Here is a 25,727-nt window from a genome sequence, read left to right on the forward strand (position 1 = left end):
TCCGAAAGTCCTTGACTTGTTTCAGTTTTTCTATTAAGCTCAACATATATTTGAAAGGTTGGCGGTCACTTCTCATTTTACCTGATAGTGATCGCTTTTACTTTTGATATTCTGATGGGAGAATGAAACAGCCCTACCCTGCCCCCCTTGATAAGGGGGGTGCCGATAGGCGGGGGGATCTGATAATTTTTAACGCCTACCTACTTAAGTAGCTGGTTATAATTAAATTGAAGATAGATCCCCCCTTAATCCCCCCTTGATAAGGGGGGTGTCTGAAAGTTTTTAACATCTACCTACTTAGTCAACAGCTTAGTAGGGTAAAGTAAACCAAAATTGTGAACCTTTTTCGTCATTATTCATAATGCCAATTTCACCTCCGTGAGCATGGATAATTTGACGACATAGATATAAACCTAGTCCTAAACTAATCTGATTATTATTGTTGCCTCGTTGATAGCGATCAAATAATTGTTTTCTCTGGGTTTCGCTAATTCCCACCCCATTATCGGCAATGCTGCACCAGAGATAATTGCCCTCTAGTCTAGCGGATAAAGTGATAATTATTCCTTGGGGATTGTGTTTAAGGGCATTGGCTAATAAATTCTCAAAAACTCGCCAGAGATGGTGAGCATCGGCATTAACTAAGGGTAAATCGGGGGAAAAATTATTAATTAAAGTTGCTTGATTTTCCTTTAATCTTAACTCCCATTCCTGACTGATCTGTTGACCGATTTCGTAGAGAGATAAAGGCTTTAGTTCTAGGGAAACTCCCCAAAGATCATTTTGTCGGGTTTCGACGAGAGAATCAATTAAAGTTAATTGTCGATCGCAACTGTCGGCCATCTGTTGTAAAATCTTCCGGGATACTTCTTTAGTTTCTCCCTGAGAATTTTTAATTAAATTATTTAATATCATTGACATCCCGATCACGGGATTGCGGAGATCATGAGAGACAGCATGAAGATAAATTTCTAAGGTTTCCTCAGTTTTTTGACGTTCTTGAATTTCGTTTTGTAGTTGTTTTTTTTGACGGCAAATAGTTAATTGATTTTCGATGCGGGCCATCACTTCTTCCCCTTGGAAAGGTTTAGAAATATAATCGACACCTCCCACTTGAAAAGCTTTGACTTTATCTAAGACATCATCAAGAGCGCTAATAAAAATCACGGGAATTTCTCTGGTTTTTTCATCAGCTTTTAACTGTTCACAAACTTGATAACCATTGAGATCGGGCATATTAATATCAAGGAGGATCAGGTCGGGAATTAGCGATCGCACTGTATTCAGGGCCATCTGTCCATTAATCGCTTTGCGTACCTGATAACCCTTCTCGGTGAGCATAATCGACAATAGCCTCACATTATTGGGCAAATCATCGACAATTAAGACACTAGAGCGCAGTGTGGGTTGAGTCATGCCGGTTATTTTATAACTCAAACTGTTTAAATAAAGTGTATAAAAAAACAGGGGCTTGCCGAAAAAGTTTTTCCCGGGGGCAGGGTATCGGGTGGTACAAGCGAGAAAGTCTCGTTACTCTACAGCGAGCGACTAGGGATTGTTGCCCATAAAAAAAGCACGGAACCCCACAGCAATCAAGGAACCACTCAAAAGAGTTATTAATGTCCAAATTTGGTTACTTTGGGTTCCTTCCACCTTGATCAGTCGATTATCCATACTATCGACTTTCTCTGTTAAAGTTGCTAGTCCTATCTTGACATCGGTGACATTTTTCTGTAGGGTTTCTAGCTTTTGCTCGACATTTTTCTGTAAAGTTTCTAGCTTTTGCTCAAACCTTTTTTCGAGATTATCTAGCTTTTGATCGAAACTTTTTTCGAGATTGTCTAGCTTTTGCTCAAACCTTTTTTCGAGATTATCTAGCTTTTGATCGAAACTTTTTTCGAGATTGTCTAGCTTTTGCTCAAACCTTTTTTCGAGATTGTCTAGCTTTTGCTCAACATCTTTCTGGAAGGTGTCTAGCTTTCGATCAACACCTTTAATACTATCTTTAATTTCCTTAAGGACAGATTCCAGGGAATAGGTAACGGTTTCTGCTGTCATTGCGGTTAACTCCTAAGCTAAACGGCGCTTAACCTGCATGATCCAATAGCTATAACCCTTTTGGAGTCTATATCGGTGATCCGAAGTAAAAGCCGTTTAGCTTATCAGTCGAGAGATAATGTAATTATCGATAAAAATCCTCTTAATTCTCCACTTGATTTTTTTGGGAAAATCTCGCATCATCTTCCAATTTGTCGCTGATTTCCGGCAGTTTTAGCAATATTCCAGCGAATAACCAATAGTAAACAGAAACAGGCTCGACGGAGAGAGGATAATAGTAGGGATTATAGCTAATAAAAAGTAGGAAAATCCAGATACAGAGACCCCAATGCTTTAAAGCGGCATTTTTTACTTTTAAATAGGCTTTAAAGGTGAGAATACAGAGAATTGTCACCAGTGCCATAAAAGCGATAAAACCGACGATACCGATTTCGTAGAGGAGTTTAGCGTAGTAGGTTTCAATTAGTCTTATCCCTTCTTCTCCCGCTAGATGACGAGCGCCACTGCTGGCTGTGCCTAAACCAAAACCAAAAAGCTGTACATAATTGAACATCCACTGCATTTGATTGCCTACAAAGTCAATTGGAGACGAATAGAGCCAGCGATCGAGAAAATTTAGCCCTCTTTCCTGAATAAAGGGAATTAACGTCACCGCGAGCAGGGAAATCAGTCCCAAGATTCCCAATTTTAATGGTAACTTTCGTTTACTTTTGCTAGTAACAATAAAAAGAACCAAGTAAAACAAAGGTACTAGCAAAAAAGGTAATCTTTGTCCAGAAACCAGAGTCGCAAGCAAGACTAAAACCATGGCCACCCAACCAGCGACGCGCCATCTTTTTTGCGGATCACTAAAACTGGCCGCGTAACTGATGACGCTACTAGATACTAAAAACCAACCCCATTGCCAAGGATCGGAAAATGTGCCGGGGAGACGAATTAAGCCTCGATCGGGATTATACAACAATGAACCGCCGACAAAACATTGAGCTTTCAAGGTGGCTTTTTCGGTAATATTCGGATAAAATTCGGTGTCGGATTTCGGGACAAGAACTTCCAGTTGATTGAGGAATTCATTATCAGGACAGATACCTTGGACGAGTAAGAAGTATTGAATTAGAGCTAAAACACAACAGACTAAGATAATCACGATTAAAAGCCGATTAACCACGAATAAATCCCGTTTTTGCTCGATTAGATAGTAGCCACAGAGAACTAGGGGAATATAACTTAGGAGGATTTTTAATCCCACAATTCCCACAGCAATTGATCCTTGGGGCAGATTGACAAAAAGAAAAGTTATCAGGCTGCTGGCAAGTAAAATCAAAGTTATGATGATAAAAGGCTTGATTTGGGGGCGTAATTGCTTAAAAGTTTTGGTTTTAATTAAAATTGCCGCTAAAGCGGGGAAATAAAAGGCATCCTTGGCGATTTTGTAGAGAAGATGGGATTGATCGTAGCGAACTAGGTTGCCCAATACCTGAAAAACTCTCACCACGGCAAAAGTGACGGTACTACTGAGGGGAAGATAGATGATTAGGGCTAATAATCCCAGACGGGGATGGATAAAAGAAGCGACCATGGCAGGAACTGCCAAAATTCCTAATAAGGCTGCTTTTTTGTCAAATACAATCCCTAAAACTAGACTAATTAGTATAGTGGCGATCGCTAATATAATTAGTAACAGAGAGTTCCTCTCTTTCATTTCGTGCAGCTTGAACAGGTTTACCAGAAAGTGTACCGGATTTTTGCCGAGATTCTCATTCTCAATGGCCGAGAGTTTCCTGTTGCTTCTTACCTGTTGCTATACTTATGTAAAATTTTATTTATCTCGATCTTGACTCCGTGGCCGAAAATCCTTCTTTTCAAGACCTTTATCAAGCTGGAATCAGTGCCTTTGAGCGTGGACAATATCGTCTTAGTATCCAGCAATTAAATGCGGCTTTATCCTTAATTTCCTTAGGATCCCGAGCAGGGGGCGAGATCCAAATTTGGTTAATTTCTGCCCATCAGGGGTTAGGAGAGGGGGAAAAAGCTAGTGAAATCTGTAGGCAACTTATTACCCATCCTATCTATCAAATTCGCGAACAGGCCAAGCGTCTGCTTTATATTATCGAAGCTCCCCGTCTCAAACGTCCAGATGAGTGGATGACGAAGATTCCCGATTTAGAGAAACTTCCCGATAGCGCACCGCAATTTAAAAAGGGAACAAATAAACAGAAAAAAGAAGAACCCCCCGCACCCATGCAGTTAGAGCAGCATAAAAATACTGTTTTTAGCGGATTGGCAATCGCTATTGTTCTATTGATGCTCTGGTTTTTTGCTAAAAATAGCTAAATTAGTTGACAATAAACTTCTAATATGCTAATGCAGTTAGCTATGGCTCCTAAATGGGCGATTTCATAACCGTGGGTGTTTTGGGTGGGAAAACCTAAGCAAGCGGCCTTAGCTATATGACCGAATTTCATGGCAATGGAGGCATCGCTACCAAAACCACTAATAATGGCTAATTGCAGCGGTATTCCCGCCTTTTCGGCCGCGGTTCGTAATTCTTGATTTAATTGCTCATCATAGATACCGTAACCATCCTGAGACAATAACACAGGATTGCTGCCATCCTTAATCGGATATTCAGGAGCGAGGGGACAGATTTCTAGGGCAATTAAAGCATCTAAGCGGTTATTTGCCGTGAAAAATAAGGCTCCTAAGGCTCCTACCTCCTCCTTAGCTGAGGCAACCAGATATATATCCACTGCGGGGTTAATTATTCTGGCTGCTAATGCCAAAAGAATCGCCACGGAAGCTTTATTATCAAGGGTATAACTGGCAATGTAGTCTTTTAGTCGAAAGGGTTGTTTTCGGTGTTTTCCCACCACGACTCGACTACCGACGCGCACCCCGCAAGCGTCTAATTCTTCCGGAGTCAATTTCGTCTCTATCCATGCGGATTCCCAGGTGACGGGAGTGTTTTCCTGCTGGACTTTTTGCGGGGATTGATGGGAAATATGACGGGAACCAAAGGAGAGAATCCCCGAGCTGGTTTCCCTATCACCGATAATATCCACCACTCCCTCTCCGTAAATCCAAGGAAAAGCTCCCCCAAGTTGGCGAATTTGCAGAGTACCATCGGGATTAATTGCTTTGATAATAGCGCCAATTTCGTCTTTATGACCAGTAATAGCAATTTTTTTGGTCGAATCTTGTCCTTTAATCTTGCCGATGACATTTCCCGCTTGATCTTGCCATGTTTCTAATCCTAACTCTTGAAAGCGTTCTAGTAAAAAGCGATCGATTTCCGTTTCCATTCCACTAGGAGAATGATGGAGGACAAGAGTGGCAATAGTATCAAAGAGGTGATCAAAATCCATATTTGTCTTGATTTGTGGGTCGAGAGAGAATTATTATCGAAACAGGAAATCGAGAAGGTTTTACGGGAACAATATTAGCGCAATCATGGCTCTTGAGTGATTGCCAGTTAGCATTTAATGATTAATCAAAGGTGCAGAATTAGCCAGAAAACCCGCAACTTTTAGAGACTCTAGCACCGAATTGTCATCTTCTACCCAATAGTTTTGTCCTAAACGCACAAATTGACGCTGAGTTCCCGCACCGATGGTGGCAATAACGGGAACTTTTGCCTTTTGTTTGTCTCCCGATTGCAGAATACTTTTAAGAAGATTTTGACGATTTTGGTTGACGACATCTTGCATCGATAAATTAACCATCACCATTTTAATGGTTTCGATCGGTTCCGCATCTTCGATAATTAATTGTCCCCGATCATCTCGGCGATCAACTTTTCCCCACACCATTAAAGTGGCTTCCTCCACTAATAATTTTTGCAGACGTTCGTAGGTATCGGAAAAAACCACCGCTTCCGACTGTCCCGAGGCATCTTCTAGGGTTAAAAAGGCCATGGGAGTCCCTTTTTTGGTCATAATTTTCTTGACAGCATTTAATAGGACAATGGCACTGACTTTTTTTCTGGTTTTGTGTTCTTCCAAGTCAGCTAAATTGATAGGAGATAGGACTTGAGCGGCTCTTTGTAAAGCTTTTAAAGGATGTTCGGAAACATAAAACCCCAAATGTTCTTTTTCCAGTTTTAACTTTTCCTGTAGGGAAAAATCTTCTACTGCGGTTGCACTGGGAGACTGTTCAAACTCGGATTCTTGTTTATTTTCTGTGCTACCCCCTAGCATATCAAAAATATTCATTTGACCACTTTCTTTCTCTTTGGTGCGTTTTTGCGCCCAAGCAACTACTAATTCTAAATCTTCAATTAATTGATGGCGATTCGGTTGAATTTTATCAAAAGCACCACAATAAATTAGCGTTTCTAAAGCTCTTTTGTTGATCACTCGCAAATCAACACGCTCGCAAAAATCCCCTAAGGAAGTAAACTTTCCTGCTGTTGCTTCCCGGGCTTTTAAAATAGCCTCGATCGCATTTTCGCCCAGGTTTCTAACTGCGGACAAACCAAAGAGAATTTTGCGCCCAATCGGGGTAAAATGTTTTTGCGATCGATTGATGTCGGGAGGTTCAACATCGATATTCATTTTCTGACAGTTTTCTCGATACTTTTCCACCTTATCCTGATTATCGCTACTAGCAGTTAGTAACGCTGTCATATATTCCACAGGATAATTAGCTTTTAAATAAGCAGTTTGATAGGTAACGTAAGCGTAGGCAGTGGAGTGAGATTTATTAAAACAATTGGAGGCAATTAACCCGTTGCCCAGCAAAAAATTATGATCTTTCTCCACACCAATATCGTAAACGGGTTTTCTTCCCAAGCATTGACGACCGATAATTTTAACCATATTAGTAACTCAACTTTCCAGAGATTTTGGCAACGGTGCTAATAGAAATATAGCATTTCTTTGCTCAATCAGGCTCCCCAGGACAAAAAAATTACCAGATTAATAACTAAAGTGTATATTTTACCTACAATAGGTTAGGATCAAATTAAACAACATCATCGAAAATTTTGGGCTGAAACCCCGCCATTTCAGGTTGGCTTTAATTTAAATACTAGCGCATTTACACGATATGTTCTAGAGTGGTACTGCCAGTAAAAATATTTTGGCCGCAGAGCTTGCGGTGTCAGTCTGTAGAGCCACTATGCAAACCTAGACAAAATGCAGCAGTTAAGATAGCCAAGAAACCTTGCCACTGAAGGCAAGGGCCTAGATCGTAACTTGACGAGAGGTCAGCGCTCGGTAGTGCGCGGATTGTGTTATGATTCTGGGCAAGCCATCAAGGGATTTGAAAAGGAGTAACACCATGAGTCTATCTTCAGAAGCCTATCGCCAAGCCCTCGTGCGGGATGGAGAACGGCGCTATCAGGAATGGCACCAAAATTATCACAACCACTGCCGTCAATCAAGGGCTGAATACCAAGCTCGTTCTGCCCAACAACGTCCAACAAAGCCTTGGATTTCCTCGGAAGCCTACCGCCAACTTTTGGTCAAAGATGGGGAGCGTCGTTTTGCGGAATGGCATGGCCAGTTTTTAGACTATCAAAGACAATTTCTGGCTAGTCAATCCACCTAAACGGACCTCAACCAATCCGCATTACAGCAATCTCTGAAAATAGTGGCTAGAGTCCCCGAAAAAATAGCTAATACCAATTTTCAATAGTCGTGACTAACATCTGAAAGTGCAATTCCTTTCTCCCAGAGGGATTGCGCTTTGAAATCATCAACTAAGTCTGTCATTACTTTTGAAAAATGATATAAAGATGAATAAGTCCAGAATGCAAGACCTATCACGAATGCAGCCAAGAATTTAAGATCAGAAGGAATAAGAATCCTGTCAACAAATGCTGATGGGCAGTCAGGAGTTTAAGCTTGTGGAGAGACTGTAAGACTCGTTGGGACTCTCTCAAAAAGCAGGTTTCTGTGAAGCAAGAATTTCCCATCACACATCTTCGCATTGTGATGGCTAGATTGTCAAGTCTGTCCACCCCTGGTCCCCGCAAATAACACCTAAGATAGCGAACGTTAAAACTAAAATTTCAATACATTCGTGCCTTAAGCACCTAAAAGCCTTGCTTTGCAAGGCTTTTACTATTAGTTTATTTGTCCTGTGTCCATCAAAACAGGCTCCAGCTACCCTTCTGAGTCGATTGTAGCTAGTCAAAGGTAGTCGAACAATCGCCAAGACTAGCTTGGGGTAAGGGTTTGATTATTTTTCTTGGGGGGGGTAAGTCCAGTTATCCCCGCAAGGTTCTTGTATTTGTTTTGTTTTTAGGTGCGCTCGCCCTGCTCTCCCAATGGGCAGTTTTGCTTAGAAAAAAAGGTAGCAGCAACGACCTTGACCCGCCTTTTCTGAGAATTGACTACATTTATTAAGCACAAAACTGAGAATTAACTATATTTCTTAACGAAAAAATCGAGATTAGGTATTGACACCGACAAAAAAAGGGTGTTATTGTTCAAATGCTGAAGTGATGAAGGCAGAAAAACGAAATGGATTTCTGAACCCTTGATGATTTCGGCACTGTACACTCTCTATGAAAACAACAAAAAGGTCTATTACCATGGCAGTCGAAAAAACCAACTCTTCCTCTAGCTTGGCTGAAGTTATTGATCGTATCCTTGACAAAGGTATCGTTATTGATGCCTGGGCTCGCGTATCTCTGGTGGGCATCGAATTATTAGCGATTGAAGCTCGTGTAGTTATCGCTTCGGTTGAAACCTACCTCAAATATGCTGAAGCCGTTGGTCTGACTCAATCTGCGGCGGTTCCTGCTTAAGGATTGCTCCCAGATTCTCCCATCTGCTCAGTGAAAACCCTACAGGGTTTTGCAGATTCTTAGCTTTTCTTTGATCCCTATTGAGTTTAGTTACCCCTCTCTTGGGGCGCAATAGTCTATAAATGATCAGGTTGACACGGCAACGGGTAGCGAAAACAAAGCTAGACCCATACAAATTATTTTTGTAAACGTGATTTTGTCCTTTGTAGCTAGGTTTACCCCCTATCACCAGATTATGAGACTCACTATTTTTCGGAATAGAAAGTCATTTTTGGAGTGGAAGCTGCGCCCCTGAGATGCGGTAGCTCGATAGATAAATTTTGGGATCAGCACTGTACACTTTCTATACAACTAACAAAAAGGTCTATTACCATGGCAGTCGAAAAAACCAACTCTTCCTCTAGCTTAGCTGAAGTTATTGATCGCATCCTTGACAAAGGTATCGTTATTGATGCCTGGGCTCGCGTATCTCTGGTGGGCATCGAATTATTAGCGATTGAAGCTCGTGTAGTCATCGCTTCGGTTGAAACCTACCTCAAATATGCTGAAGCAGTTGGTCTGACCCAATCTGCGGCGGTTCCTGCTTAAGGATTGCTCCCAGATTCTCCCATCTGCTCAGTTAAAACCCGACCGGGTGTTGCAGGTTCTTGGGTTTTCTTTAATCTCTATTGAGTTCAGTTACCCCTCTCTTGGGGCGCAATAGTCTATGTTAATAGGGTTGGCACGGCAACGGATAGCTAGAACAAAGCTAGACTCAGACAAATTATTTTTGTGACCGTGATTTTGACCCTTGTAGCTAGGTTTACCGCCTATCGCCAGAATGTGAGCCTCTCTATTTTTCGCAATAGCGCAATGGAAGGCCATTCTTTAGGTAGTGAGGCCACGCCCCTTGAGATGAGGTAGCTCCCTATCTCAACTTTGGGTTCAGCACTGTACACTCTCTATACAACTAACAAAAAGGTCTATTACCATGGCAGTCGAAAAAACCAACTCTTCCTCTAGCTTAGCTGAAGTTATTGATCGCATCCTTGACAAAGGTATCGTTATTGATGCCTGGGCTCGCGTCTCTTTGGTAGGAATCGAATTATTAGCGATTGAAGCTCGTGTAGTCATCGCTTCGGTTGAAACCTACCTCAAATATGCTGAAGCCGTTGGTCTGACTCAATCTGCGGCGGTTCCTGCTTAAGGATTGCTCACAGATTCTCCTATCTGCTCAGTTAAAACCTTACCAGGTTTTCTAGATTCTCGGCTTTTCTTTAATCCCTATTGAGTTTAGTTACCCCTCTCTTGGGGCGCAATAGTCTATAATTGATAGGGTAGTTCGCTATCTCGACTTTGGGATGATCAGAAAAGTCGGAATCTACTGTCTCTCCCCCCAGTCCCCGTCAAGGTTTTTCTAACGGGTGATTGGGTCTAATCCATTCCATAGTATTTAGTAATTGAGGACAACCCCATGCCTGCTCTCATGGAAAAGTTCCGCCAGGAGCGTTTATCGATTGCTGGAGAAGTAGCTAAACTCTCGCAAGAAGTCCAAGCTTTTTTGTTGGATGTCAAAACTGAAAGACAAAAACAAGCGCAAGAACAGGCAACTGCTTTGCGCCAATCTTTCCAAAAAGTTCAACAAGAAAGCCTTGCGTTTTTAACAGCTACCCAAAAACAGCGTTTAGCTCAGGCGGAAAAGCAAAAAGAGGATTTACGTCAATTTCAAGAACAACGTTTAGCTGAAGCGAAACGGCTAGAGAACGACTTACGTCAACAGCGTCTAGATCGAGCCAAACAGCTGAGAGATGATTTAAGTCAATTCCAAGAACAACGTTTAGCGGCAGCGAAGCAGCTAGAGGACGAATTACGTCAACTTCATCTAGATCGAGCCAAACAGGTGAAAGATGATTTAAGTCAATTCCAAGAACGACGTTTAGCGGAAGCGAAACAGCTAAAAGACGATTTGCGTCAATTTCGTCAAGAGTTGTCTATCTACGTTTTTGGCAAATAAATCTCTAGGTTAATTCCAACCCACTTAAGCCTAGGGCTAGAGTAAAAACCCTCTAGTCCCTTTTCCTGACTAAACTAGAGGACTATCTGAAGGTACAACAATAAGCCTTTGGTTTTAAACCTACCATGCTGATCCTGCTTTTCTAGGTTTCTAGACTTAACGTAGGGGTGGTGAGTTCCTGTAGGGGCGACCCTAGGGTTCTGGTAGATTAAGAAGTGTTATAAAACTTCACTTACTTTATAGTTAATGTTGTCATTAGTAGTCTTTTGTTGACAAAGGAGGTAAGGGAAAAGGACTGCATCTGGGCTTGTCATTGTTCAAGTCTGGAAAAGTAGTCTAGACAAGAATTTTAGCTCCTTAGCCCCTTGACTAATGAATATCCTAAAAATACCTTCAGAATCAAGGTTCTAGAGCTAATTGATGACAGTTCCTACTCTTTTGGGATATTATAGAGGTGGGCCTTAAAAGCCAAAGACGATTAACCCTGCCGTCAAATTCGGGCAACACAAGCGTCCTTGCCTACTCGGTTATGAAGGGAAACCTGAACGGGCAATTGTTAGCTCAAGAATACCCGTCCGCTTTTGGTGAAGCGTCAACCCCATTGACGCGACCATCCTAAAAAGGTGGCGTGGTGAGGAATCACCGTCCGTTTACGGCGGTGAGGATGTCAACAATGGTATTTACTAGATTTCAACTATGACATTTACTGAAACTCAAACAAGAAGATCCGTCCTCTGCCTTCGCCCTGGTCAATTTGTTGTTACGCCTTCGATTGATCAAGTTGCCACTCGCGCCTTACGTTATCTAAACGCTGGTTTTTCCATCCATCTATGTGGTCCAGCAGGAACGGGAAAAACCACCTTGGCAATGCACTTGGCCAATTGTTTAGCCAGACCTGTGATGCTAATCTTTGGCGATGATGACTTTACCAGTTCCGATTTAATTGGTAGCCAGTCTGGTTATACCCATAAAAAACTGATGGATAACTATATCCACAGCGTTCTCAAAGTTGAAGACGAGCTAAAACACAATTGGGTGGATTCTCGGTTAACAATGGCCTGTCGCGAGGGGTTTACCCTAGTTTATGATGAGTTCAATCGTTCTCGGCCTGAGGTCAACAACGTTTTACTCTCTGCCTTGGAAGAAAAAATTCTCACCCTGCCGCCCACTAGCCATCAACCCGATTACCTACAAGTCAATTCTCAATTTCGGGCAATTTTCACCTCCAACCCAGAAGAATACTGTGGGGTTCATGCCACCCAAGATGCTTTAATGGATCGGTTGGTAACTATAAATATGCCTGAACCAGACCAACTGACTCAGACTGAAATTCTGGCTCAAAAAACGGGGATTGGTCGAGAAGATGCTTTATTTATTGTCAACCTCGTCAAAACCTTTCGTGTGAAAACTGCGACTGAAAAAACGTCGGGTTTGCGCTCTTGTTTAATGATTGCTAAAGTCTGCGCCTCTCACGATATTGCGGCCAACTCCGCTGATTCGGACTTCCGTGATATCTGCGCCGATGTTCTTTTGTCCCGCACCAATTTATCTGTTGATAAGTCAAGAGCGATTTTATGGGAAATCCTCGAGGACAATCCGTTAGAATCCTTATCCTTTGTAGAGGAGACGGAGCCTTCCGATGCCCAAGCGTCAACTTCTGAGCCTTCGACAGGAAATCAATCGTTAAAAGCCATTCAATCTTTACTGCGAGGCAACTTGCCCCAGCGAAAAGACTAATTTTATACTCTTATTGAGTGAAACCAACCGTGACTTCTTCCACTTTTGCTGGCTCGCTCAAAAACCAGTCAAGCAACTCCCTAAAAACAGCAACTCAAGGTTCGAGTTTAGCGGATATACTCGAACGAGTTTTAGATAAAGGAATTGTGATTGCCGGCGATATTTCCGTTTCGATTGCCTCCACTGAACTGATCAATATCCGCATTCGTTTGTTAATTGCCTCTGTTGATAAAGCCAGGGAAATGGGAATCAACTGGTGGGAAGGAGACCCCTACCTCCATAGCCAATCCCAAGCTTTACTAGCAGAAAATCGGGAACTTTCACTCCGACTGCAAACCCTAGAAACTGAGCTTGAAACCTTAAAATCCTTAACCCAATTGACTGCAATAGAGAGCCATGATACCAGTCCGAACGATGAAGCACATCCCTCAGATGCGTGAAATTCCTCACTTGAATCCTCAAAGGTTAGGAAATTTACACGAGACGATTGCCCCCCTTGATAAAGCAAGGGAAACGGCGATTAACGGCTTGCCAGGTTATCCCTACCTCCCTAGCCAATGCCAAGCTTTATTCGCAGAAAACCTGGAACTTTCACGGCGACTTCAAGCCTTAAAATCCTTAGCCAAATTAAGTGCAATCGAGAGCCGTGATCCCAGTCCGAACGATCAGTCACATTCTTTATATACATTGAAATTCCTCAATTGAATCCTCAAACGGTAAAGAAGTTTACCGAAAAATTGGGTTTAAAGCCTCGCCCTTTTAGGGCGACTTGATCTGATGTATGATATTAAGAATAGGGATCTGGGTAAGCAACCGCTTAAAAAACCCAGTCATCGCCGGATAAACGCACCTTGAAAACTAGAGTTATGGGGTTCTATAGGGGAATGCTCCTATAGGTAAAAGCTCTCAGCGTCAAGTACCAGAGAAACCAATTATTTTAGAGGTTTTGAACTGTATCGTAGGGTCCCCCGAGAACAGGCTTCTTTAAGGTCGCAAAAGTCTGAGGAGAGAACCACCTCTGGGTTGGATTTCGCCAAGAATCTAATTCAAGTGGACTCGTTAAGCCAGAAATTCTCAGCAGTGATGCTACAAGAATCCACTTCCGTTTACGGCGTGGGGTATGTCAAATCATTATTTTCCCTCAGATAAAATTTCTTGGCCAAGCTCCCCACTAGAGACTCACCGTCAAAAACTGCTCATTTACCAATTCCAACCATGACACTTGCTTGCACACCTTACGATTCTGATAATCAAGCCTTGCTGACCCGTCCAGAAAGTAATAGCCAAGCTGGTTTAGCCCCTTTACTGTTAACTGTCGTGGAACTGGTACGCCAATTGCTCGAAGCCCAAATCATTCGCCGGATGGAAAAAGGGGTTCTCAGTGAGTCTGATTTAGATAGAGCCGCAGAAAGTATCCAAAAATTGCAAGAACAAGTTCTCCATTTGTGTGAAATTTTTGAGGTTGAGCCAGAAGAGTTAAATGTCCACCTAGGAGAGTTTGGCACTCTTTTACCGGAAGCGGGGAGTTATTATCCTGGAAAGGAGGGTATTAAGCCCTCTGTGTTAGAATTAGTGGATAGACTCCTCAATACAGGAGTTGTTGTGGAAGGAAATGTTGATCTGGGTCTAGCTCAACTAGATTTAATTCATCTAAAGCTTCGTTTGGTTTTAACTTCTCAGCCGGTTTAATTTGGGAGAATACTGATGACAGTGGGTCTTTATTTGTATGGAATCTTTCCGGAACCAATTCCTGACGGACTCGTTTTGCAGGGGATTGATAATGAGCCGGTTCACAGTGAGATGATTGATGGTTTTAGTTTTCTCTACTCCGCTGCTCATAAAGAGAAGTATTTGGCATCCCGTCGCTATTTAATTTGCCATGAAAAAGTATTAGAAACTGTCATGGAAGCAGGGTTTACAACGTTGTTGCCCCTGCGGTTTGGCTTAGTTATCAAAACCTGGGAATCCGTCACCGAACAACTAATTACTCCCTATAAAACCCAACTGAAAGAATTATTTGCTAAACTGTCAGGACAACGAGAGGTTAGCATTAAGATTTTTTGGGATAATCAGTGGGAATTACAAGCGGCTTTGGAGTCTAATCCGAAGTTAAAGCAAGAACGGGATGCGATGATGGGGAAAAACTTAAATATGGAAGAAATTATTCATATAGGTCAACTCATTGAAGCCACTGTATTGCAACGGAAACAAGACATTATTCAAGTCTTTAGAGACCAATTAAATCATCGCGCCCAAGAGGTGATTGAAAGCGATCCGATGACGGATGACATGATTTACAATGCAGCTTATTTAATTCCCTGGGAGCAAGAGCCAGAATTTAGCCAAAACGTTGAAGCGATCGATCAGCAGTTTGGTGATCGCCTAAGAATTCGCTATAACAATTTAACTGCACCCTATACCTTTGCCCAACTTATCTAAGGAGAGTATTAGTTATGTTTCTCGATATTTTACTTCTTCCTGTTACCGGTCCTATTGGGGGTCTGATCTGGATTGGGGAGAAGATTCAAGAGCGTGCAGATATAGAATATGATGAGGCGGAAAATTTGCACAAATTATTATTATCCTTACAACTATCTTACGATATGGGCAACATTTCTGAGGAGGAGTTTGAAATTCAGGAAGAAGAACTTTTATTAAAAATTCAAGCCTTAGAAGAAGAGGCGGCAGAAAACGAATCTGAATCTTCTCTCTAAACTGGTAATCTTTCCCACCCTATAGGCCATGGACAAAATCACAAATTGTAGCGGCACTTAGTAAGGGCGGCTTTGACAAGCTCAAGAACTCGTTGAAGCTTGGTCAGAACTAGCCCTTGATTAAGCCTTAATATTCTAGGTAAAAAGCTTGGAAATTACTAGAATTATTAGAGGAGTGAGCAACAGTTTTGGGGGAATCAGGTTTTTTAGCTAAACTTAAACTAGGAGGGTTGGCTGTACGCAAATTTTGAATACTTTGTTCTGTAGTCTCAATTTGCTCTGTAACAAACGTGAGACGATTTTTTAATTGCTGAATCTGCCGCTCCATCATTTCTAATTTTTCTTGGATACGTTGTTTTTCAGTAATTAACTTATAAAGCTCAAGTTGCTGATCTGCTTCAGATTGTTTCCGAGGCATAGTGCTAATTTTAGATCTAATTGGTCTGGGTGAACGAGTGGTTGTCATAACAATCCCTGAATAACTTAGAATATTCTAGCATATCAACGCCCCAATATAAAAACTTGTAAAAAATCGTCAATTTTCTTTTGGTAAACCCTATGAAATTGTACAATCTATATACTTACGCTTTTTTGAAAACCCCCAGAGAAAGCCTAAAATTACCCGTTGGAATGGCTAACCCATTGTTACTGATAACTGGTGGATATATCTCGGCCGTAGTCGAACCCGAAGTTTGTTTAGACACTTTACAAAATGATGATGAGCGCTTGATTCAATCGGTTTTATGTCATGATCGAGTCATCTGTGAATTATTTCAACAAACCACTATTTTACCCCTACGTTTTGGCACATCTTTTTTAGAGTCAGAAAATTTACTGACTCATCTTTGTTCTCATGGCCAAGAATATCAAGAAAAAATTGAAGAACTTGAGGGAAAAGGAGAATATCTTTTAAAATGTATTCCCCGTAAGCCAGAGGAGCCTGTACTCTCTTCTGAAAGCAAGGGCAGACAATATTTTTTAGCCAAAAAACAGCTTTATGAAGCCCAACAAGATTTTTATACTTTGCAAGGTTCAGAATGGCAAAATCTCGTGAATTTAATCACCCAAAACTATCCATCAACGAAGATTATTACTGCTCAGGTTACAGAATCACGAATTTATCTTTTAGTTAATTTTCAAGAAGAACCTTTACTAATCGAGCAAGTCTTGCATTGGCAGAAAGCTTGCCCCCGTTGGCAATTACAATTAGGACAAGTTTCTCCCCCCTATCACTTTACTTAACTTGATTTCTCTATGACTAACTTTAACTTGGTAAATAACTCTCTAAGTCGTTATGACACTCGACATTTAGTTATGTTTAGTGGCAAAGGAGGAGTGGGAAAAACTACCCTTTCCTGTGGATTTGCTCGCCGTTGGGCTAAATTATTTCCCGAGGAACAAATCCTATTAATCTCAACCGATCCTGCTCATTCTTTAGGGGATGTATTGCAAACAGAAGTTAGCGATGAAGCATCACCGGTAAAAGACTTACCCAACTTAAAAGTTAGGGCATTAGATGCGGAAAAATTGCTTTTAGAATTTAAAGAAAAATACGGAAAATTTTTAGAACTTTTAGTAGAACGGGGCAGTTTTGTTGAGGGAGAAGATTTAACTCCTGTTTGGGATTTAGACTGGCCAGGTTTAGATGAAATCATGGGTCTATTAGAAATTCAACGATTACTAATAGAGAATGTTGTTGATCGAATTGTTGTTGATATGGCTCCCTCTGGTCATACCTTAAATTTATTGGAAATTAAAGATTTTTTAGAGATTATTCTCAATTCTTTAGAGTTGTTTCAAGAAAAACATCGTGTTATTTCGCAAACTTTTTCAAAAACCTACAATGCCGATGATGTGGATGACTTTTTAGTCAAAACACAATCAGAATTAACCGAAGGCAAGCAACTCCTACAAAATCAGGATTTTACCCTTTGTTTAATTGTGGCAATTGCTGAACCGATGAGTTTATTAGAAACCGAACGATTACTCAATAGTTTGCATCACTTAAATATTCCCTGCGGCAGCTTATTCATTAATCGCATTCTCACGGATCCTAATCAAAATTTAGATCGCTATAGTGAGCAACAGCAACTCCTCGATAAATTCCTAAAAATTCCAGGTCAAGAGACAATTTTTACCCTGCCTCAACAAGCAAAAGAACCCCTAGGAGGTGAAGCATTAGATCAGATCATGAGTCAAATTAAAATCCTCGAACAAGTAGAATTTATTGCGCCGCCTCCTATTCAATGGCCGCAAAAAATTCTGCCGAGTTTTAGTGATTTTATTGACGACAAACGCCAACTCATTATCATTGGTGGCAAGGGGGGGGTGGGAAAAACCACCGTTGCTGCGGCTATTGGTTGGGCGTTAGCTAATCGTCATCCCGATCAAAAAATTAGAATTATTTCTATTGATCCAGCGCATTCTTTGGGAGATGCCTTTGGGACAAAGTTAGGACATCAATCCACACAATTAACTGCTAATTTAAGTGGTCAAGAAGTTGATGCTAATATCATTTTAGAAAAATTTCGGGATGATTATTTATGGGAACTGGCAGAAATGATTAGTGGTGAAGGTAGCGAAGAAGGAAACATCAAACTAGCTTATACTCCGGAAGCTTGGCGACAAATTGTAGCTCAATCTCTGCCAGGAATTGATGAAATGTTGTCCCTAGTAAAAGTAATGGAGTTATTAGACCAGAAACAACAAGATTTGATTATTTTAGATACAGCCCCTACCGGTCATCTCCTGCGATTTTTGGAAATGCCAACGGCTTTAGGAGATTGGTTAAGTTGGATTTTTAAGCTTTGGATGAAGTATCAAAATGTCTTAGGGCGTGTAGATTTAATGGGACGATTACGAACCTTAAGACAACAAGTGATGTCTGCCCAGAAAAAACTAAAAGACCCCCAACATACAGAATTTATTGGAGTTTTGCAAGCCCAAGATGCTATCGTTGCCGAACAACTGCGATTGACAGCATCTTTGAAAAAAATGGGAGTCTATCAACGTTATGTCGTGCAGAATCGTTATCATGCTAATGAGGAAATTGATCGGGATTTATTCCCAGATCAAACTTTGATCCGCTTACCCAGTTTACCCCGGTCAGTAGAACCTCTAGCCCGGGTAAAAGGCGCGGCAGATCTGTTATTTTAAAGGTAATTAGTCTGATCAAGTCGGACTTCTTAACCCCATCTATCACCCAGTCCCCATCTTTCACTTGACTCAGGAGAAATTTTATGGCAGAATTATTCAAAGGCTTCGAGCAATTAGTCGAACTGGCTAAAATCTTGGAAGAGAAACTGGAAAAAGGGGAAATTAAAACCGAAATGCAATTTAATTCCCGTCCCTTGAGTAATATTCCCCGTTCTGGCGGTATTCCCCGTTCAGGGGGAGTTTCTCGTCAGAGCAATTCTGGCGGGGATGATTTTGAGGTCAATCGCAATCGCTCATCCCCCACCGATTCAGGGGTTGAAGACACTGTGACACCGCCCGAAGGACCGACCACGTCTTCCCTGAAAGATGTTGGTGGCTTGACGGAAGTGATTAAAGAACTCAAGGAACTAATTGCCATTCCCCTGAAACGCCCTGACTTGTTGGCCAAGTTAGGACTTGAACCCACTCGCGGCGTTCTCTTAGTCGGACCCCCTGGAACCGGTAAAACCCTGACCGCCCGTGCTTTGGCCGAAGAACTCGGTGTTAACTATATTGCCTTAGTCGGACCAGAGGTGATCAGCAAATATTATGGGGAGGCTGAACAAAAACTGCGGGGAATTTTTGAGAAAGCCGGTAAGAATGCGCCTTGTATCGTTTTTATTGACGAAATTGATAGCATGGCACCCGATCGCAGTAAAGTTGAAGGGGAAGTAGAAAAAAGACTGGTGGCCCAATTGCTGGGTTTAATGGATGGCTTTGCCCAAAGCCGAGGGGTGATTGTTCTAGCGGCGACAAACCGTCCCGACCATCTTGACCCTGCCCTCCGTCGCCCTGGACGGTTTGACCGAGAAGTCCTCTTTCGGGTGCCTGACCGCAAAGGCCGTTTAGAAATCCTGCAAATTCTCACCCGTTCCATGCCCCTAGATGAATCAGTTTCCTTAGCTCTGATTGCCGATAATGCGGTGGGATTTGTCGGGTCAGATTTAAAAGCCGTTTGCCAGAAAGCGGCCTATAGTGCTTTGCGGCGCCAGGTTCCTACGATTGACTCGCAAATTCCGGAAACAATGACGGTGGTCCAAGCCGACTTTTTGCAAGCCCTTAAAGAAGTTAAACCGGCGGTATTGCGGTCTGTGGAAGTGGAATCTCCCCATGTGGCTTGGGACAATATTGGCGGACTTGAACAGATTAAACAAACCCTACAGGAGTCCGTGGAAGGGGCATTACTCCATCCGCAATTATATACGCAAACCAAAGCCCAAGCTCCCAAAGGTATTTTACTTTGGGGTCCTCCCGGAACGGGAAAAACCTTATTGGCCAAAGCGGTTGCATCTCAGGCGCGAGCTAATTTTATTAGTATTAATGGACCTGAGCTTTTGAGTAAATGGGTGGGTGCGAGTGAACAGGCGGTGCGTGAGTTGTTTGCCAAAGCTCGTCAGGCAGCCCCTTGTGTGGTTTTTATTGATGAAATTGATACTTTAGCACCAGCAAGAGGTCGTTATAGTGGGGATTCAGGAGTGAGTGACCGGGTTGTGGGACAAATCCTCACGGAGTTAGATGGATTGCAAACGGGGGCAACGATTTTAGTGATTGGAGCCACTAATCGCCCAGATGCGTTAGATCCAGCCTTATTGCGAGCGGGACGGTTGGATTTACAGTTAAAAGTTGATTTACCGAATGCCTCTAGTCGTTTAGCAATTCTCGGGGTTCATAATGATGAACGTCCTTTACAGGATGTGGATTTAGGCTATTGGGCCGAGGCAACCGAAGGCTGGAATGGCGCAGATTTAGCGTTATTATGTAACCAAGCGGCACTGATGGCAATTCGTCGTTATCGCCATCAGGGAATGACTGACCCGGCTGAGATTCGCATTACAACGGCTGATTTTAATCATGCTTACCAACTGTTGGTTGAACAGCGTGCCAATTGATTTTTTTTCCCCCTTGCTTTAGTAGGGGGGAGAATCTCAATTCAGGAAAACCATCCTAAAAAGTAAAATTTTCAAAAATGTCTGCAATCATGGGTCTAATACTAAATCCGGTTATTAAAAACTGATTATTTATTTCCCCTTTTGCATGAGTGCCTGTCCTGATATGTAGCCTATACTCAACGGATTTAGTATAACTTTGTCTTGATAATTTACAAAACGATTGGAACCTGAAGAAGAAAAATTATTACGGGGTTTAACTGACAGTGTTTCTCAAAAAACTGATGTTTACTTTTCCTCTTGTCTTCTTGTTGCTAATTGGTCTAAAATTTCGGCGTGAACTTGGCGAGTAATTGGATAAAAATAGGCAAGAATTAAGCTAATGATCAGAAAAAATGCCGGTAAAGGAGCAATTGCTAGGCGAATTGCTATTAAAGCACTATCTGGCTGCAGGGGAATTGCTTCTCCTGGGATTCTCGGTTTAAAACCCGATGTTTCTAGAGCAATACCGACAAGAAATAACCCCAAAGCTAAACCAATTTTTTGCAAAAGTACCATGAAAGCATAAAAAATACCTTCTCGACGTTTTCCTGTTTCTAATTCGTCTAATTCAATCACATCGGGAACCATTGACCAAGGAATTAAATAGGCCACAGATACGCCAAATCCTGCCAAAACTGCCAAAGCATACATTAAAGTTATTTGTCCGGGTTGGAGCAAAAATAAACCAATTTGGGCAATAATCCAGAATGTCATCCCTAAAAAATAGACTATCTTTTTGTCTAATTTCTGACTAACTGCTTGCCAGAAAAATAACATCACTAAAGCTGTTCCCTGTACTGCCAAAGCGACTAAACCCGATTCTGCTTCCGATAGTCTCATGTAGCTGACGACGTAGTAAACCAAAATCGAGGCGGTTAATTGTACTCCTAACCAAGCACAAAGATAGATGCCAATAACGTATAAAAAGGGACGATTACCAAAAACTATTTTTAATTGTTCTTTCAGGGGAATAGTTTCGGTATTATTATCCGCTTCTCTCTGTTTAATTGCCGCGCTATCCTTGAGATGATTTTCAGTTTTGCCATAGTAAAGGGTTAACCCCGAAACTATCCCTTCTATTCCTAATAAAATTGTGGAAATAGCGATAAAGTCTCTGGGATTCACCCCAATTTTTCCTAGTCCATAGACCAAGGAAAGCGCACCGATAACTATAAAAGCAATTGCCAAAACTTTTTTCTGGGGAGAATTGAGAATCGCTTTTGCTCCTCGTTCTTGTAAAGCTAAAGCGCACAAAATAACTGCTATAATCGACATTAAAGCACAAACTACACCTAACAATAAAAAAGCTTGATGGAGATCGTTGGCATAGGACGATGAGACGATAATATAGAGAATTAATGAGAGAATGCTGCCCCCGATGGAAAAGGCAAAACGAAAACTATTTAAGCGGGTTCTCTCATTATAATCATAAGTTAATTCAGGGGTGAGTGCCTGGTAGGGAAGATTGACTACTGTATAGGTTAAATTAAAGATAATACCAATAAAAATATAATATAAAAATAGCCATAATTGGTTATTAGTCGGGATTAACCACAGTAAAAAATAGCTAATTCCGAAGGGAATCGACCCCAATAACATCCATGGTAAGCGACGACCCCAGATAGTACGAGTTCGATCGCTCCACATGCCAATGATCGGATCGTTAATAGCGTCGAAAATTCTCACCACCATCAGCACACTACCAGCTAATCCTGCCGATAATCCTGCCACATCAGTGAGGAAAAATAGCAGGTAAAATACCGAGATATTGGCAGTGATAGCCGGTCCCAAATCCCCCGCACCATAGGCGATTTTTGTGGTTAAATTGAGTCTTTCAGAAGTCAAATGAGCCATAAAAGCAATTACAGAGATTAAAATAAGCTTAACCGTTCTGGGAGCAGTTGAGGAACTTTAATTTTTTTTGTCTCTAGTAATTCCTGAAAATATCTAGCGTTAAAAGGGAAGATTCCCCGATGACACAAGGGACAAAGAAATAGCTTGATCTTTGGCATCCAGGAAAATTCTGACTATTTCCCCGTCCTTCACTTTTTATCTATCGCCCTGGCAGCATCATCAGCTAAACTGACTAATATCAGTTATTTTAGCTATCAGCATCGGAATTCCCCTTATTCTGGCAGTTAAGTAGGTGGGTGGAATTAAATATAAGATGAACGTAGGTTGGGTTGAAGCATGAAACCCAACTCCCGCATGGGTTACGCTACCGCTAACCCATCCTACAAATAATTGTGCCTCCCTACTTACAAGCGAGAAGATCGCCCAGATTGTTCTTTTTCGGACTGTTAGCGGTTAGGAGCTATTACTGGGGAGACGATCGAAATAGATCAAGAAAGTGTGATAGTACAGATAAGAGATCGGGGAAAATTTTTTCGCCAAACCTAAAACTTTTTGACGCTGACGTTCTATGATGCCTCATATCTTCCTATTTTTAGAGATTTTTTCCCAAGAAGGCGGTATTCAATCCTATATCAAGGATGTCCTGCAAGCTTATCTCACTTTGCCCGATTGCGAGGCGGCCGAGGTTTTTTTACTGCGGGATGCCCCTGATTGTCCTAATCCTTTCAAAAATCAAGGTATTACCTTTCATTACCTGAAAAATAACTCAGCAACTCTCGGACGCATTCAATTAGCCCTTAAGTTTCTAGTTTCTCTCCTCCGGAAACGTCCCCAACGGGTTTTTTGTGGTCATATAAATTTAGCTCCTCTCACCCGTCTTTACTGTCAAGCTTTAGGCATACCCTACACCGTCCTCACCTACGGCAATGAAGTCTGGGAACCTTTACCAAATTCCCAAAAACAAGCCCTGCAAGCGGCCGCATCGATCTGGACAATTAGCCGTTACACTCGCGATCTTATGTGTAAGGCTAACGCTATCGATCCCAAAAAAGTAGCAATTCTCCCCTGTGTGGTGGATGAGGAAAAGTTTAATTTAGGTGAAAAGTCCTTGACATTAATCAAAAAATATGATATGGAAAATGCCAAAGTTTTATTAACAGTGGCCCGGTTGTGGTCGGGGGATATCCATAAAGGGGTAGATGTTACCATTCGGGCCCTGCCGACAATTCTAGAGACTTATCCCGAAGTAAAATATCTAGTCATTGGACGTGGGGACGATCGCCCCAGGTTAGAAGCTTTAACCAAGCAGTTAGGAGTGGATAAACAGGTAATTTTCGCGGGTTTTGTCCCGACGGAGGAATTAGCCGACCATTATCGTTTAGCCGATGCTTACGTTATGCCCTCCCGGGAAGGATTCGGGATTGTTTACCTAGAGGCCATGGCCTGTGGTATTCCCGTGATTTCTGGAGATGAGGACGGTTCAGCAGAACCGCTGCAGGATGGTTTGGTGGGGTGGCGCGTTCCCTATCGAGATGCCGAAAAGGTGGCTCAAGCTTGTTTAGAAATTTTGCCAGGTCAGGATCAACGTTGTCACCCGCAATGGTTGCGTCAACAAACTGTAACTAAATTCGGCAAAAAGACTTTACAGGCAAAATTACGGCAGTTAATCTAATTATAACTTCATTGGGCATCGTCTCCTCAATACCGGCCACTGACTAGCCAAAACCACAACTTTGTCACTCATTATATAAGATAACTGCTATACTCCTCTATGGCTTCCCCAAAAGATTTTATTAGTCCGGTCAATTCTGGTCAAAAGTTGGTCTATCCTTTTCGCAACTATCTTAACTATCTTCACGACAAATACTCTGATTTACAGACGGGTAAGATCGCCGATTATATTCCGGAATTAGCCCTAGCAGCTCCACAATGGTTTGGTATTTCGGTAATTACCACTGACGGTCAGATTTTTGAGGTGGGAGACTGTCGGCAAACCTTTACAGTACAATCGATTTCTAAAGCTTTTGTCTTTGGATTAGCTCTAGAAGATCACGGAAGGGAATACGTTAACAGTAAAGTCGGTGTTGAACCCACGGGGGAAGCTTTTAACTCGATTATTCTCGATGAAAAAACCAATCGTCCCTATAATCCTATGGTTAATGCTGGTGCGATCGCTACTACGGATTTAATCACCGGACAGAATGCCACGGAAAGGCTAAAACGTATTTTGGAAATGTTTAAACGCTATACGGGTAGGGATCACGAGATTAATGTCCCCGTTTTTCTCTCGGAAAAATCCACCGGCAATCGTAATCGGGCCATGGCCTATCTGATGCTAAATTTTGGCATGGTTAGCGATAAAATTGAAGAAACCCTCGACCTTTACTGTCAACAATGCGCCATCCTCGTCCATGCTCACGATTTAGCCCTGATGGCCGCTACCTTGGCTAATGGGGGTGTCAACCCAATCACAGGAATACGGGCGATCGATGAACACTACGTTCAAGATGTGATCAGTGTTATGCTTACCTGTGGAATGTACGACGCTTCGGGAGAATGGGCCTATCGAGTAGGATTACCAGCAAAAAGCGGTGTCGGGGGCGGAATTACGGCAGTAGTCCCCCATCAGTTGGGAATTGGCACTTTTTCGCCCCTTTTAGATGAAAAAGGCAACAGCATCAGAGGAGTGAAAATTTGTCAAGATATTTCAGAGGATTTTGGTTTACATTTATTCAATGTGGCCAAACCAGAACGAGATTTAAAAACATGGCTTGAAGGCAATAGTTGATACCACCCCCTACTTCCCTCTCCCCACTCTGCCATAGCTTTTAAACAGGATTTAGTCTGATAAGTAGGGAGGTACAATTATTTGTAGGATGGGTTAGCGGTAGCGTAACATAATCGGGCGTTGGGTTTCATGCTTCAACCCAACCTACGTTCTTCTTACCCCACAGTTAACTTTACTTTTGTCCTGAAAATCGATAAAACCCCACACCCCACCTGCCCCCAGGAAAAACTTTTTGCCGCAAACCCTACTTAACTGTCCCCAGCAAGAGCGCCTACCGGCCATAGAAAATTAATTTGGCCAGAGGTCTGTGGAAAAAATTTCGTAAACCTCTTGACAAAAGCAGCGGATTGTGTGTAATATCTGAACTTCCCCCATACATATATACCATAATAGCCGAAAACCCTTATCCATCAATGGATGCACCCCCTTAACTTTCCTTAATGTACCCATGTAATTTGTAACATTTCTTAATGGACAAAAATTCTCTCCATTTGCTAGAATGATAGCCATGTATATAGAAAAAGTTCCTAACCGTAATTCTCCCCCCGCTGTTCTTCTTCGGGAGTCCTACCGAGAAGGAGATCAAGTCAAAAAAAGAACCCTGGCCAATCTCTCAAAATTACCCGATGATATTATCGACAATCTGAAACTGGCTCTTAAAGGGGCAACACTGTCCATGAATGAAGGCATTCCCAATCATTTTGAA

The 25,727-nt window shown here is 42.0% G+C and carries 25 protein-coding genes; 18 read left to right on the forward strand and 7 right to left on the reverse strand.

Translation table 11 applies throughout. The features are described 5' to 3' along the window. Positions 1 to 309: 309 nt before the first annotated feature. From IM509_RS21660 to IM509_RS21670, 3 genes are all read right to left on the reverse strand, one after another. A complete protein-coding gene (locus tag IM509_RS21660) occupies positions 310 to 1,416 on the reverse strand; it encodes a hybrid sensor histidine kinase/response regulator (RefSeq protein ID WP_052277522.1) in 1,107 nt (368 codons plus the stop codon). A 132-nt stretch (positions 1,417 to 1,548) separates the two neighbouring features. After that, a complete protein-coding gene (locus IM509_RS21665; RefSeq protein WP_052277523.1) occupies positions 1,549 to 2,058 on the reverse strand; it encodes a DUF4164 family protein in 510 nt (169 codons plus the stop codon). Between the two features lie 142 nt (positions 2,059 to 2,200). Next, positions 2,201 to 3,760 (reverse strand): hypothetical protein, encoded by a 1,560-nt coding sequence (locus IM509_RS21670; RefSeq protein ID WP_052277524.1) that lies wholly within the window; start codon positions 3,758 to 3,760, stop codon positions 2,201 to 2,203. A gap of 140 nt (positions 3,761 to 3,900) precedes the next feature. On the opposite strand from IM509_RS21670, the gene IM509_RS21675 reads away from it, so the two are divergent. Then, positions 3,901 to 4,392, forward strand: coding sequence for a hypothetical protein (locus IM509_RS21675; protein ID WP_052277525.1), 492 nt, complete (start codon positions 3,901 to 3,903; stop codon positions 4,390 to 4,392). Here IM509_RS21675 and IM509_RS21680 read toward each other — a convergent pair. Both IM509_RS21680 and IM509_RS21685 read right to left on the reverse strand, forming a co-directional pair. After that, positions 4,389 to 5,423 (reverse strand): M42 family metallopeptidase, encoded by a 1,035-nt coding sequence (locus tag IM509_RS21680; protein ID WP_052277526.1) that lies wholly within the window; start codon positions 5,421 to 5,423, stop codon positions 4,389 to 4,391. The genes IM509_RS21675 and IM509_RS21680 overlap by 4 nt on opposite strands. 114 nt (positions 5,424 to 5,537) lie before the next feature. Beyond that, positions 5,538 to 6,875 carry a helix-hairpin-helix domain-containing protein gene (locus IM509_RS21685; RefSeq protein ID WP_052277527.1) on the reverse strand — a complete coding sequence of 446 codons (1,338 nt, stop codon included), beginning with the start codon at positions 6,873 to 6,875 and terminating at the stop codon, positions 5,538 to 5,540. Positions 6,876 to 7,338: 463 nt separating this feature from the next. On the opposite strand from IM509_RS21685, the gene IM509_RS21690 reads away from it, so the two are divergent. The 11 genes from IM509_RS21690 (at position 7,339) to IM509_RS21740 (ending at position 15,256) form a co-directional block, all read left to right on the forward strand. Beyond that, complete coding sequence (locus tag IM509_RS21690) at positions 7,339 to 7,608, forward strand: hypothetical protein (RefSeq protein ID WP_052277528.1); 270 nt, start codon at positions 7,339 to 7,341, stop codon at positions 7,606 to 7,608. Between the two features lie 988 nt (positions 7,609 to 8,596). Beyond that, a complete protein-coding gene (gene gvpA / locus IM509_RS21695) occupies positions 8,597 to 8,812 on the forward strand; it encodes a gas vesicle structural protein GvpA (RefSeq protein ID WP_002735503.1) in 216 nt (71 codons plus the stop codon). A gap of 372 nt (positions 8,813 to 9,184) precedes the next feature. Next, a complete protein-coding gene (gene gvpA / locus IM509_RS21700) occupies positions 9,185 to 9,400 on the forward strand; it encodes a gas vesicle structural protein GvpA (protein ID WP_002735503.1) in 216 nt (71 codons plus the stop codon). 382 nt (positions 9,401 to 9,782) lie between these two features. Then, the gene (gene gvpA, locus IM509_RS21705) at positions 9,783 to 9,998 is read left to right on the forward strand and encodes a gas vesicle structural protein GvpA (RefSeq protein WP_002735503.1); all 216 of its coding nucleotides are present in this window, start codon (positions 9,783 to 9,785) and stop codon (positions 9,996 to 9,998) included. A gap of 267 nt (positions 9,999 to 10,265) precedes the next feature. Further along, positions 10,266 to 10,805 (forward strand): gas vesicle protein GvpC, encoded by a 540-nt coding sequence (gene gvpC / locus IM509_RS21710; RefSeq protein WP_052277529.1) that lies wholly within the window; start codon positions 10,266 to 10,268, stop codon positions 10,803 to 10,805. A 696-nt stretch (positions 10,806 to 11,501) separates the two neighbouring features. Then, positions 11,502 to 12,542, forward strand: coding sequence for a gas vesicle protein GvpN (gene gvpN / locus IM509_RS21715; protein WP_052277530.1), 1,041 nt, complete (start codon positions 11,502 to 11,504; stop codon positions 12,540 to 12,542). Positions 12,543 to 12,571: 29 nt separating this feature from the next. Beyond that, positions 12,572 to 12,982, forward strand: a complete 411-nt coding sequence (locus IM509_RS21720; RefSeq protein WP_052278520.1) for a gas vesicle protein — start codon at positions 12,572 to 12,574, stop codon at positions 12,980 to 12,982. Beyond that, entirely contained in the window at positions 12,939 to 13,247 is a 309-nt protein-coding gene (locus IM509_RS21725) for a hypothetical protein (protein ID WP_052277531.1), read from the forward strand. The genes IM509_RS21720 and IM509_RS21725 overlap by 44 nt, the downstream gene beginning before the upstream one ends. Before the next feature lie 510 nt (positions 13,248 to 13,757). Further along, entirely contained in the window at positions 13,758 to 14,231 is a 474-nt protein-coding gene (locus IM509_RS21730) for a gas vesicle protein K (RefSeq protein WP_002786502.1), read from the forward strand. A gap of 15 nt (positions 14,232 to 14,246) precedes the next feature. Further along, positions 14,247 to 14,981 (forward strand): gas vesicle protein GvpF, encoded by a 735-nt coding sequence (gene gvpF / locus IM509_RS21735; protein WP_002786504.1) that lies wholly within the window; start codon positions 14,247 to 14,249, stop codon positions 14,979 to 14,981. Between the two features lie 14 nt (positions 14,982 to 14,995). Continuing rightward, positions 14,996 to 15,256: a gas vesicle protein GvpG gene (locus IM509_RS21740; RefSeq protein WP_185237067.1), complete on the forward strand. Its 261-nt coding sequence runs from the start codon at positions 14,996 to 14,998 to the stop codon at positions 15,254 to 15,256. 127 nt (positions 15,257 to 15,383) lie between these two features. Here IM509_RS21740 and IM509_RS21745 read toward each other — a convergent pair whose 3' ends face one another. Continuing rightward, positions 15,384 to 15,722: a hypothetical protein gene (locus IM509_RS21745; protein WP_002786505.1), complete on the reverse strand. Its 339-nt coding sequence runs from the start codon at positions 15,720 to 15,722 to the stop codon at positions 15,384 to 15,386. Between the two features lie 92 nt (positions 15,723 to 15,814). Here IM509_RS21745 and IM509_RS21750 point away from each other — a divergent pair, with 92 nt between their 5' ends. The 3 genes from IM509_RS21750 to IM509_RS21760 all read left to right on the forward strand — a co-directional run bounded on the left by IM509_RS21750 (position 15,815) and on the right by IM509_RS21760 (position 20,340). Then, entirely contained in the window at positions 15,815 to 16,498 is a 684-nt protein-coding gene (locus IM509_RS21750; protein ID WP_185237068.1) for a GvpL/GvpF family gas vesicle protein, read from the forward strand. A gap of 12 nt (positions 16,499 to 16,510) precedes the next feature. After that, the gene (locus tag IM509_RS21755; protein WP_185237069.1) at positions 16,511 to 18,412 is read left to right on the forward strand and encodes an ArsA family ATPase; all 1,902 of its coding nucleotides are present in this window, start codon (positions 16,511 to 16,513) and stop codon (positions 18,410 to 18,412) included. A gap of 83 nt (positions 18,413 to 18,495) precedes the next feature. Beyond that, a complete protein-coding gene (locus IM509_RS21760) occupies positions 18,496 to 20,340 on the forward strand; it encodes an AAA family ATPase (RefSeq protein WP_185237070.1) in 1,845 nt (614 codons plus the stop codon). 285 nt (positions 20,341 to 20,625) lie between these two features. Here IM509_RS21760 and IM509_RS21765 read toward each other — a convergent pair whose 3' ends face one another. After that, complete coding sequence (locus tag IM509_RS21765; RefSeq protein WP_052277534.1) at positions 20,626 to 22,233, reverse strand: MFS transporter; 1,608 nt, start codon at positions 22,231 to 22,233, stop codon at positions 20,626 to 20,628. Between the two features lie 568 nt (positions 22,234 to 22,801). On the opposite strand from IM509_RS21765, the gene IM509_RS21770 reads away from it, so the two are divergent. The 3 genes from IM509_RS21770 to IM509_RS21780 all read left to right on the forward strand — a co-directional run. Beyond that, positions 22,802 to 23,905: a glycosyltransferase family 4 protein gene (locus IM509_RS21770; protein ID WP_052277535.1), complete on the forward strand. Its 1,104-nt coding sequence runs from the start codon at positions 22,802 to 22,804 to the stop codon at positions 23,903 to 23,905. Between the two features lie 99 nt (positions 23,906 to 24,004). Next, positions 24,005 to 25,021, forward strand: coding sequence for a glutaminase A (gene glsA / locus IM509_RS21775; protein WP_052277536.1), 1,017 nt, complete (start codon positions 24,005 to 24,007; stop codon positions 25,019 to 25,021). A 508-nt stretch (positions 25,022 to 25,529) separates the two neighbouring features. Then, positions 25,530 to 25,727, forward strand: a 198-nt coding sequence (locus IM509_RS21780; protein WP_502882269.1) for an IS1634 family transposase N-terminal domain-related protein, incomplete at its 3' end; no start/stop codon positions are given.

This window comes from Microcystis sp. M31BS1 (assembly GCF_020245285.1).
In the GTDB taxonomy this organism is placed as follows: domain Bacteria; phylum Cyanobacteriota; class Cyanobacteriia; order Cyanobacteriales; family Microcystaceae; genus Microcystis; species Microcystis panniformis.